Raw genomic sequence first — 11,245 nt, forward strand, 5'->3', positions numbered from 1 at the left:
ATCAAGTGCGATTGGCTCAGCAATTCACCTCGACGTCGACTGTGGACGAGGTGGCGCTCGAGCCTTCCGGAGGGATGACCACAAAGGACACCACGTAGGGGCCGTTGGGGAAGGTGGCGGGGCTGGTCAGGTCGACCGTGGCCGCCTCGAAGGCGTCCAGCGTGATCATCGTTTCGGCGACCTTGTCGCCATCGACCATCATCTGCACCTTGTACTGCTGCGACCCCGCGTTGTTGCGGGCCGTCACGTGGATGGAGCCGCTGATGCTGGTGGGGGGTCCGCAGCTGTCGGCTTGGGCGGTGGGAGGGGCGATGGAGAAGCCGGGTCGGCAGGCATCGGGCGCGGTCCAGGTCTTGGTGGAACTGGCAGAGTTCGGCGACGTGCTTGACACCACGGCGGCGGCGTCGCGGGTGACCGGCCCGGTGCCGATGGTGACCACCTGAGACGCAGGGCCTGTGCTGGTGAAGGACACCGATTTGGTAGTCGTGACACCGTCGATGACGGCCTGAAGCTCGACGGTGACAGGGCCTGCGGTGACGGCGACGGTCGCGGTGACGGTCACGGTGCAGACAGGCGCGGAGGCGATGGAGACCGCGGCGGTGATGTCGCTGACCTGTGGCGCGACCGTAGCGGCGGAGACGACCGCGGCTGTCGAAACGTTGCCCGCCCCGTCGATTGCTTTCACTTGGTACGTATACGTGGTTGCCGGGGTCAGGCCGGGATCGGTATACGTCAGTGCGGCCGGGCTGGCGACCAGGGCTCCGTTGCGGTAGACGAGGTAGTTCGTCACCCCGGTGTTGTCGGTGGAGGCGAGCCAGGCCAGGCTGATCGTGGTGGTTGTCGCGCCGGTGACGTGCGCCAATCCGGGCGCGCTGGGTGCGGCCGTGTCGGGAGCGGTGAGGGTCGTGCCGCTCACCGGCCCGGTCGGGCTGGAGATGTTCCCGGTGGCGTCGATCGCGACCACCACATAGCTGTGCGATGTGCCAGGGGCCAGGCCGGAGTCGGTGTAGCTCAGAGCCGCCACCGTCCCGACCGCGGTGCCGTCACGCCGCACCTCATAGCGGGCCACGCCGACGTCGTCGGTCGCGGCGTTCCATCCCAGGACGATCGAGTTCGTGGAGCGACCGGTGACGCGCAGGTTGCCCGGCGCGGAAGGCTTGGTGGTGTCAGGATTTTTCAGAGTGGTCGCGGTGACCGCCGTGCTGGCGACCGAGATGTTTCCGGCGGCATCGGCGGCGGTCACGGTGTAGGTGTGGGTCGTGTTGACGGCCAGCCCTTTGTCTGTGTAGTCGGGCGTGACGCTGGTGCCGACCTGAGCGCCGTCGCGCTGGATGCGGTACTCCTTCACACCGACGTCGTCGATTCCGGCGTCCCAGATCAGGGTGACCGTGTCGACGCTGCGGCCGGAGACGGTGACGTTTACCGGCTGTTGCGGTGGCGTGGTGTCAGGCTTCGCGGCTGCGGGCGAGGAGGCCGTGGGCTGGGGTCGCGCGGCCGGCGTGGCGGGCGAGCGCAGGAAAGCGAAAGCAGCGGTGCTGACGGCCAACGTCGCGACGGTGACAGCGGCCACGATGATCAGGCGGCGGCGCTTCGATGGCGGCGCGGCATGCTCAGATGCGGGCTTCGCATGGCGGCCGGGTGGGGGCTCCGCCGGGCCCTCGATGGGACCTTGGGCCGCGACCGGTGACGGGGTGGCCGCAGGAGCTGGAACCGTTGGCACCACAGCCAAGGCGAGCCACGGCGAGGCAGCGGCTGATTCGGGGCTGGGCGTGGTCGCGCCGTTACCCGCAACGGATGACGCAGAGTCCGGCCGTGCCGCGACAAAGCCCGGCGGAACCGAAGCCGAGCCAGGGGCTGAAGCCTGACCAGCGGCTGAAGCCTGACCAGGGGCTGAAGCCTGACCAGGGGCTGAAGCCAAGCCAGGAGCTGACCGCGCTGGCGTGGTAGGCGGCGGCGCGACGCGGCCCGGCAGGAACGGCGCTGCGATCGGGGCCGGCGGCGGCGCGACGTCACCGGCCAAGGGTGACGCGGCGGCCTGGCCGGGCGAGGCGGCCTGGGCGGGCGAGGCGGCCTGGCCGGGCGAGGCGGCCTGGCCGGGCGCGGGGCTGACTGGAACAGCAGCGGTGGCCCGGATAACCGGAGCTGTGCCGGAGGCGCGCGGAAATGCAGTGGGGGTCGCACCCGCAGGCGGTATGCCCGGAGCCGGCAGCGCCGGGGCCGGTATGCCTTGAGCCGGAGAGCCCGGGGCGGGTATGCCTTGAGCCGGAGAGCCCGGGGCGGGTATGCCTTGAGCCGGAATGCCGTGGGCCGGTGGCGCTGCGCCGGGTATGCCTTGGGCCGGTATGCCTTGGGCCGGAATGCTGTGGGCCGGTATGCCTTGGGCAGGTATGCGTTGGGCCAGTGGTGCCGGGGCCGCGAGGGGCGGCGGGGTGGGCTGGGCCGGCGGTGGGGCGGGGGCCGGTGGTGAGACCGGCATGGCCGACGGTGCGGCTTGCTGGGCGCGGGCGACAGCCGGGACATCGGCGATGTCTGACCATTGGGACTTTCTGCGCTGCTCGGCGTAGGTAGCCAGAGCTGCGGTCAGCTGCTCGCGGGCCTGGGCCAGGGTGGGTCGCCGGCTCGGGTCGGCCAGCAGACCTTCGACCATGTCAGTGATCAGCCCCGCATTGCGCGGCGGGTCGGGATCGGCCGGATAAGGGGTGTGTCCTTCGACCGCGAAATAGATCACCGCGCCCAGGCCGAGCAGATCGGCTTCGGGCGGCGACGGGGTAAGGGAGAAGTCGGTGAGCATGGGCGCACCGAACTCCGGGATGAGCACGTTGGAGGGCTTGATCGCGCCGTGCGAGACGCCCTCGGCGTGCGAGGTTTCCAGCGCCTCGAGCAGCTGGAGGCCGAGCCGTGCGGCGCGGGCCGGGTCCCACCTGCCGCCTGCGGCGATCTCGGCGGCCAGGGAGCGGCCGGTCACGCGCGGCATGATGACCCATGGGCGGTCGAGGTCGCTGACCACGTCATAGACCGCGACGATGCTCGGGTGGGACAGCAGGCCCGTGTACCGCGCCTCGTCCCTGACCAGCTGAAGCAGCTCAGCGAGCTGCTCGGGCGACCCCGGCTCGGGCAGGCGCAACTCTTTGATCGCCACCGCAAGGTTCAGCTGCTCGTCTCGGGCATCCCAGACAGTGCCGGTCTCACCGGAACCAAGCTGTCCGATGAGCCGGTATCGCGTGCTTATAAGCACTCCGGCCAGCGGATCGACCATTTCGAGAACACTCCACGAGCTCGGCAGGGGCAAAGTCGTCACAGTGGACCACACCGACTCGGCCTGACGAAAGGTCGGTCTACTTAAGCACCAGCACGTTGTAGTAGTCGAGCTGGTCGACGGTCACGTGTAGCCGGCCGTGCCGACAGGAGGTGGCGGGCGTTTTCGAGCCGGCGAAGTCGGGCGACACCATGCTCACCCGCCGCGGGCAGGACGGCAGATCGACCTCGACCGTGAGGCCGCTCTGGGCGATGATGCCCTGTTGGTAGTTGTGGTTGACTAGGTGTAGCGTCCGCGCCCCGGAGCCACGCTGCACTAGCAGGCTCGCCGACACGCTGGCCGCCCCGACCCGGACCGTCGCCGCTCCGATGTCGTTGCTGGCGAACAGGTTCCGGTGCTCCCGGAAGAATTGGCTGTAGGTGCGGTAGAACTCCAGCGTGCCCAGCTGCTCGGCGGTCGGGCTGCCGACGGTGTCCTTGAGGTGCAGGGCGGGGAAGATGCCGTTGGCGTAGGCCTCGGCGCCGAAGATCTGCCAGTAATCCTTCTTCTCCTGCAACGGCAGGTTCAGATAGTTGGTCATCATGTCGTTGGGCCAGTCGATGAACACCACCACCGGAGTGTGCGGGCCCGAGATCTGCGCGCTTTTTTCCTTGAGGTAGCGGTAGTTTGCCTGCAGCGACTTGGCGCCGTTGAGGTGGCCGCCGACGACGGGCACATAGTCCGCGCCTCTGAAGTCCGGGGTCTGCTCGTCGGGATTCCACGGGTACATGCCGACACTGTTGAAGTCTACGAACGGGATCAGGCCGTTGGAGCTGATCAGGATCTGGCGGTGCGCGGTGCGCCACGCGTAGGCGCGCAGCTGGTCGACCAGCTGTTTCCAGTAGCGGCGCAGGTAGGTCGCGGTGAACGAGGTGTCCTGCGCGTACATCCGGTTGGCGGTCACCCTGCCCCACTCGGCGGCCAGCGGATTGGCGTCGGTCATCGGGTTGGTGTTCCAGCCGTTGGCGCGCAGATAGTCGCGGTAGCTGAAGTTGCGGCTCACGATGTTGGCGTCGGTCATCCCGAAGCGCGACTTCCAGTCGGCGTCGGTGTAGTCCGGATACTTTTCGAGCAGGTACTGGTTGAAGTCGGCCAGCGCATAGTCGTCGAAACCCTCGTTGCCGTTGAAGCCCCATTTGAGCCCACCGCTGAAACCGGCGTTCACCTCGTCGAAAGTCACCCCGTCCACGCCGCCGTCGACCTGCAGCTTCGCCCAGCCGAGCAGGTATTGGCGGTAGCGCGGGTTGAACATGTTGCCTCTGCGCGCGACCACCGGAAACCCGAATTCCTCGTGCGGCACGGGATTGCCGTCCGCGTCCCGAGTGGACATGTCGTCATAGATTTCGGGTGTGGCGAAGTCTCCCGGGAAGATGACGCTGGCCGTGCCGCTTCCCATGAAGGAGATTCCTTTTTCGTGGTACCGGCGAACCTGCGCGAAGTCGTAATCGGACGCCTCGTCCCCGTTGGTGGACCACTTCCCGATTGCCCGGATGTTGATGTCCGGGGCCAGCCGGTAGACCTGCGGGTCGCCGGGTTCGCCCACGTCGGACTGGCTGAACCCGAAGATGGTGAAATCGCCCGGCCGCACCCGGCCCACCTGCCCCGGCGCGGGCTGCGCTGGGAAAGCCAGCACCATCGCCACCGCGCACACCAGGCTTGCTCGTCGCAACATGGGAACCCCCCAGATCGGCGCATGTATCGATGTCGATGCTAACCCAAGGCGAGGGGGTTGTTACAGGAGCTTCCGGAAGGCCGATGTTTGTTACATCAATGAATCGTGATCTGCACAGGTGTCGATTTTTTCGGCGGGGCGCGCTACGTTGTTCCGGTAAGTCTCCGGAACGGTCGACGGCCGTGTTCGGAGGAGATGGTGCCGGACACGGGGGACGAAAGACCGGTGACTTTCCTGCATTTGCGCCTCACCCGCGCGACATGTGCCTCCCGTTTCGATGTGCCCATCGGTGATCGCTGTGTGCATCCCACTGCTCGGGAGGTGTCCTGCCTTGCTCGAAAGACATGTGCCCCTTGATGGAAGGGACGTCCGCTACCTGTACGGCGCTGATTGCGGCCCGGATCTGGTCCGGGCTCTCGCCGAGGTGGCCGGCACGGCCGACTCGCTCATATTCGTTGTCGATCGAAACGTTGCCGCGCATGCCGAGCCGATCACGCGGGCGCTGGCCGACACCGTCGCGCTGGCCACCTTCGAGATCGACGCCGGTGAGCGGCAAAAGACACTGACACTGGTCGAAGACATCGTCGAACACGCGATTACGCTTGGCGCCACCAAGAATTCGGCGGTCGTCGGCATGGGCGGCGGCATGGTCGGCAACGCCGCCGGCCTTGCCGCCGCCCTGCTCTACCGGGGCGTGCGGCTGATCCACCTGCCGACGACCCCGGTCGCCGCTTTCGACTCGGTGCTCTCGGTCAAGCAGGCGGTCAACCTGCGCGGCGGCAAGAACCTGTGCGGCACCTATCACGCACCGTCGCTCATCGCGTGCGATCTGCGATGGCTCACCTCCGTACCACATGGTGAGCTTTTGACTGGTCTTGCTGAGATGGCAAAGAACGTCCTGGCCGTGCTGCCGCAGCGGGAAGAGGCCCTCGGCCGGGCTCTGCGCGAACTACCCGATCAGCCGATCCAAGCACTGCTGGAGCTGCTCGACATTGGACGGATCGCCAAGACCCCTTATCTGGACAGCGATCCGCGGGAAAGGCATGAGGCCCTCATCTTCGAATATGGACACACGATGGGCCACGCGGTCGAGTTCGTGTCGGCCGGCACCATGAACCACGGCGAGGCGGTGGCCTGGGGCATGCTCGTGGCCGCCGAGGTGAGCCACGCGCTGGGCCACCTGAGCGTCGATGATCTCGACCGGCACTATCGGGTGGTGAGCTGGCTGCAGCTTCCGCCGGTGGCGGCCGGCCCGGGGCGATTTGACCGTCAGCTGCTGCGGGACACCCTGGCCACCGACAACAAGCGGGGCTACCTGCGCTGCCGCCGCGACGAGGTGCCGATGGTCCTGCTGTCCTCGGTCGGAAAGGCCATAGTGGACAGTTCCGGGCGGCCTCTGGTTCCGGTCCCGCTTGAGCTGGTGATGACCGCCTTCGAGACGGTCGCCGGGCCGTCGGGGCGAGGGCTGGCGCCGCTGGAGAGGGTGGGCTCGGCATGACTGTGGCGCTCTTCGACGACTTCACCGACACGGTGCTGGGCCACCATCCGGACTTCACCGTGGGGCTGGCCAACGCCGCGCCCACGTTAGCCGGCGCTGACCCGGTGCGCCTTTACTGCCCGCCCGGATATCTGGACGAGTGCCCGCTGCGCGATGGCGTGGTCCACCGGCCCACGGTAGGCCGTTCGCCAGGCTCGGTCGGGGTCAAGCTGTCCTACTCCCGCCTGGTCGACCCGGCCAATCTCGCCGCCGCCAGCCGAGACGCCGCGGCCCACGGCGCCAGCGTGTTCATCAACTGCTATCTCGACGAGAACTACGCGGCGTGGCCGGCCGCCCAGACCGGCCTGCGCTATGTCCATTCCCTGCACCGGCCGGGCTACTTCGGGCTGCAGGTCGCCGACCACCTGGGACGGCTGTCCCTGGCCGAGCTGCTGACTGAGATCACGCCCGATGGCCTGTTCGTGGTGCACTCCGCGGCCGGTGAGCGACTGGCATCGGAGTTCATCGACGCCAGCCGGTTGGTGCGCAGCGCCTGGCCGGCCGCGTCCCGCTCGGAGGTGGCGGCCTGGTTCGACGCGGCTGCGGTGCCCACCGACGATGACCCTTACCTGCTATCGATTGGCAGCGCCCGTTCGGACAAGGGCACCGATCTGCTGATGTCGGCTCTGACCGAGTGGCACCGGCTTCGCATCGTCGGGCAGCAGTACCAAGGGATGCAAGCCCATCTGGCCGGCCGGCACCCGCACGCCCGGGTCGAATGGGAGACCGGCTGGATCTCCCGCCAGCGCCTGGGCCAGGCGATCGCCGGCGCGGCCGTCATCGTCTTTCCCTACCAGCCCGAGTTCACCGACTACGGTGGCGCGTCGGGTGCGCTGGCGCAGGCCCTCACCTTCGGCAAGCCGATAATCGTGTCCGAGGTGCTGGCCGACCAGGTGCCGGACTCACCGGCCTGCCGAGTTGTCCCGACCGGGTCAGCGGCCGCGCTGCGCCAGGCGATCGACGATGCGCTGGGTGACCTGCCCGCGCTGCACCAGGCCGCGGGCGAGCTACGCAAATACGTTGAGGAGCACCACACCTACGAGGGGCACCTGGAACGGATCCTGGACCGGTGCGGTTGATGACACAAGCCGCGTCGGTCACCCGCCACTCGGTGGCCGCCCTGACCGCTTTCGGGGCCTTGATCCTGGCCACGTTCTGTTTCGTCACGTCGGAGAACCTGCCGGCCGGGCTGCTGCCGTTCATCGCGGAGGATCTGCATTCGTCACTGTCCGCGGTCGGTCTTCTGGTCACCGGGTACGGGCTGACCGTGGCCGTGGTCTCGGTGCCGCTGACCCGGGCCACCCGCGCGATCCCGCGCCGGGCATTGCTTTCCGGCCTGTTGGCGGTGTTCGTGGCGGCCAGCCTCGGGTCCACGCTGGCCCCCACCATCGAGTGGTTGATGGTCACCCGGGTGGTGAGCGCGCTGACCCACGCGGTGTTCTGGGCGGTGGCCCTGATCACCGCGGCCGGGCTGTTCTCGCCTCAGGTACGCGGCCGGGTCGTCTCGGCCGTGTTCGGGGCGAGCTCGGTCGCCACCGTGCTCGGCGTGCCGGCCGGCACCTGGCTGGGCGAGCGGGCCGGGTGGCGGTCGGCGTTCCTGGTGCTGACCTGCCTCGGGGTGCTGGCCCTGGCTGCCATCGTGACCCTGCTGCCCAACACCCCGGCCGGGCAGGGCCACGCGGAGCACGCGGCCGAGCCGGACCGGCGCCGGTACGCCATCCTGCTCATAGGAACCGGGCTGGCCATCGCCGGCCTGTCCGCGGCGACCACGTACACGGTGCCGTTCCTGTTGCAGGTTTCGCATTTCTCCGGTGACGCGATCGGCCCGCTGCTGTTCCTGCGGGGCCTGGCCGGCATCGCCGCGATGGCCGTAGCCGGGGTTCTGCTGGACCGCAGACCACACCAGGCGCTTGTCGTGCCGACCGCGCTGTTGGCGTTGGCATTGTTCAGCCTTTTCGCGCTGGGCGCCGATCCGATCGTGGCCGCCGTGGCCATGGCCGTGTCCGGCGCGGCCATGTTCATGATGATCGCAGCTCTGGCCAACCGGGTGCTGCAGGTGGCCCCGGGCAGCACGGACATCGCCTCGGCCGGGTTCAGCGCGGTCTTCAACGTCAGCATCGCGGCGGGGGCGGCCATCGGCGCAGTTCTGCTACCGGCGTTGGGCGTGCGCAGCACCGCGCTGGCGGCAGCCATTCTCACCGCCGGGGCAGCCGCGCTGCTGGCACGCTATCCCTGACTCAGGTCGGACACGTTCCGGCCGACCCTTTCCGCCTCGGCCAGGATCGCTTTGCCGTAGCTGCGCCAGATTCCGCGCAGCCGCGGCGTGAGTACCACGAGGTCGACCGACCGATCGGGCAGCGCTGTGCGCACGCCCAGCCCGTGGTGGGTCTGGCCGGGCAGCCGCTTTTCCGCCTCGGCGACGGCCGCCGGGTCGAAGTCGAACAGCGCACATCGCGACAGCGCACCCGGCATCCAGGCGGGAAGCGAAGCGCCGCAACCGAAAACGGCCACGCTCGACCCTTGCGGCAGGTCCCTCGCCGCCTTGTCGATCGTGGCGTCGGCGTGCAGATCGCGGGTCTGCTCTGTCCAGGCCAGCAGCTCGGCGTACCGCTCGTGCAGGGCCAGCGAATCCTGCTGTACCAGCCATTCCCCGGTGGCGAACCAGGCCCAGTTCAGCTCGGTCGCCGGCTCGGGAAACTTGGTGAGCATCCGCATGGCGTTGCGGGTCACCTGATCCGACTTGCCCGAGGGGTCCCGCTCGTGCGGCGACTCGATCGCCCACGCCGCACGCCCGAGGACGAATCTGGTGCCCGCCTTGTACAGCCGCAAGCCCAGGTCGAGGTCCTCGGCGCCCCAGCCGGTGAAGTCTTCGTCGAAGCCGCCCACCCGCCAGAACTGCTCGGCGCGCACCGACAGGTTCACCGTCCAGGACATGATCCAGGGCAGGGGCAGGGCGTGGACGTCGAAGTCCACCATCGCGAACTGGCGATGCCGAGTGTCCTGAAAGGACGGATCGTCCCCATACAACGCCCTCACCTCGTCGGCGCTCAGCGCGGCCACGTTCTGGGCAAGCCCGGGAGTCGGATCGAACGGCCTGTACCCATAGGTGTAGCCAATGACCACCCTCGGCGGGCCGCCTTCGGCGTGCTGATCCAGGTGGCCCTGGACGAAGTCGGGACCGGCGATCGTTCCGGCGTCCAGGAAGGCCAGCACTTCAGCGGTGGCCAGACGCGCCCCGCTGTTGCGGGCCAGGGCCGCACGGGCGCCGCGATCCTCCTGATAGTGGTAGCGCAGCGCCAGACGCGACTCGAAGGAACGCGCCATCTCCGCGGTCGAGTCGCTCGAGCCGTCGTCGGCCACCACCACCTCGAAATGCTGTGCCGCCAACCGTTGCGCGGTCAGCGAGGTCAGCGTTTCGCGAAGCTCGTCGGCCCGGTTATAGGTCGGGATCACCACCGACACCAGCGGCTCAGACATGACCGGCCTCACGGAAGGCCGCCCGGACCAGGTCGCTGGCAGCCGCCGTGTGCAGCGATGGGATCATGTCGTAGTCCAGCGGCCGCCCTGTTCTGTACGACTCGCTGAACGATTCCACCATCGCCTGGAACATGTCCATGCCTGGGAAGTCGATGGTCTCGACGGGTTTTCCGGCCCGCAACACGGTGGCCCGGCACGGTTTCTGGCCGGGGTTGAAGGCGTCCTCCAGCCGCACGACCGCGTCGTCTCCGGCCACCTCCAGCGGTGCCTGCAGCCACGGCAGCCGGAACGTCCCGTCCATCACGCCGAGCCGTTCGCCGGGAAAGGTGAGCACGGCTGCGCAGGTGTGGTCGACGCCGCCGTCGTGAAACGCGACCGCCCGGGCCGCCGTCGGGGCCGCACCGAACAGCAGGCACATCGCGTCCAGCGGGTAACACCCCACGTCAAGCAGTGCTCCGCCCCCCAGTTCCGGGTCGAGCCGGATGTTGGGCGGCGGCCCGATGACGAACCCGATCGCGCCCCGGATCGTGCGCACCTGCCCCACCACACCGTCGTCGAGGAGCCCGCGCAACCACCGGAACTGTTGGTGGTAGCGGTACATGAACCCCTCGGTCAGCAGCACTCCTTGCGCCCGGGCCGCGTCAACTATCCGGCCCGTCTCGCCCGCGTTGAGCGCCATCGGCTTGTCGCACAGCACCGCCTTGCCAGCCTCAGCCGCCCGCACCGCCCACTCCACGTGCATCGAGTTTGGCAGTCCAATATAGACACAGTCGACTTGCGGATCGCTCAGCAGCTCCGCATAGGACCCATAGGCCCGCGGAATCCCCAACCCGGCCGCCACTGCCTCGGCACGCTCCGTGGTGCGGCTGGCGATAGCCACCACCTCGCACCCGGCCGCCTTGCCGATCGCCGGTATCACATGCTCGATGGCGATCGCCGCCGTGCTCAACACGCCCCAGCGGACGTTTGCCCCGTTCACGATCGTCGATTCTACGTGGGCTCCCCCAAGCCCGGTCAAGACAAACCCCGCCGCCTGCCAGTTCCCAGAAAGCATCATGAAGGCTTTCGTGGCGCTGGAAGGGTTTGCTGCCCATATTTCTCTACGCGGCACCGTCGTGGTCGCTCACCGTAACCTCCCGGGCGGCACGAAGGCCCGTGCTCCCACACCGAAACCCCTCACGCGCGACGCGCAACAAGTCATCAACCACCTCCCGATCTCGTGTCTGCCGCGATGGTAGGCCGCTCCGGGGTCGCCGGATGGTCC

General features: G+C 68.4%; 7 protein-coding genes. 3 read left to right on the top strand and 4 right to left on the bottom strand.

The annotated features are described in order from the left end of the window. Nucleotides 1–16 precede the first annotated feature (16 nt). Together Rhe02_RS29095 and Rhe02_RS29100 are read right to left on the bottom strand one after the other, a co-directional pair. Nucleotides 17–3,298, bottom strand: a complete 3,282-nt coding sequence (locus tag Rhe02_RS29095) for a protein kinase domain-containing protein (RefSeq protein ID WP_203911582.1) — start codon at nt 3,296–3,298, stop codon at nt 17–19. A 37-nt stretch (nt 3,299–3,335) separates the two neighbouring features. Further along, nucleotides 3,336–4,967 (bottom strand): hypothetical protein, encoded by a 1,632-nt coding sequence (locus tag Rhe02_RS29100; RefSeq protein ID WP_203911583.1) that lies wholly within the window; start codon nt 4,965–4,967, stop codon nt 3,336–3,338. Between the two features lie 331 nt (nt 4,968–5,298). Here Rhe02_RS29100 and Rhe02_RS29105 point away from each other — a divergent pair, with 331 nt between their 5' ends. The 3 genes from Rhe02_RS29105 to Rhe02_RS29115 are packed head-to-tail and all read left to right on the top strand — an operon-like array spanning nt 5,299 to nt 8,740. Beyond that, nucleotides 5,299–6,465 (top strand): 3-dehydroquinate synthase family protein, encoded by a 1,167-nt coding sequence (locus Rhe02_RS29105; RefSeq protein WP_203911584.1) that lies wholly within the window; start codon nt 5,299–5,301, stop codon nt 6,463–6,465. Then, the gene (locus Rhe02_RS29110) at nt 6,462–7,583 is read left to right on the top strand and encodes a glycosyltransferase family 4 protein (RefSeq protein WP_203911585.1); all 1,122 of its coding nucleotides are present in this window, start codon (nt 6,462–6,464) and stop codon (nt 7,581–7,583) included. Before Rhe02_RS29105 ends, Rhe02_RS29110 begins: the two co-directional genes overlap by 4 nt. Then, complete coding sequence (locus Rhe02_RS29115) at nt 7,583–8,740, top strand: MFS transporter (RefSeq protein WP_239124115.1); 1,158 nt, start codon at nt 7,583–7,585, stop codon at nt 8,738–8,740. Before Rhe02_RS29110 ends, Rhe02_RS29115 begins: the two co-directional genes overlap by 1 nt. Here the strand turns inward: Rhe02_RS29115 and Rhe02_RS29120 are convergent. Both Rhe02_RS29120 and Rhe02_RS29125 read right to left on the bottom strand, forming a co-directional pair. Next, a complete protein-coding gene (locus tag Rhe02_RS29120) occupies nt 8,731–9,981 on the bottom strand; it encodes a glycosyltransferase (protein ID WP_203911587.1) in 1,251 nt (416 codons plus the stop codon). The genes Rhe02_RS29115 and Rhe02_RS29120 overlap by 10 nt on opposite strands. Continuing rightward, entirely contained in the window at nt 9,974–10,960 is a 987-nt protein-coding gene (locus Rhe02_RS29125) for a Gfo/Idh/MocA family protein (protein WP_203911588.1), read from the bottom strand. Before Rhe02_RS29125 ends, Rhe02_RS29120 begins: the two co-directional genes overlap by 8 nt. Nucleotides 10,961–11,245: the final 285 nt, after the last annotated feature.

Source organism: Rhizocola hellebori (genome assembly GCF_016862955.1).
Classification (GTDB): domain Bacteria; phylum Actinomycetota; class Actinomycetes; order Mycobacteriales; family Micromonosporaceae; genus Rhizocola; species Rhizocola hellebori.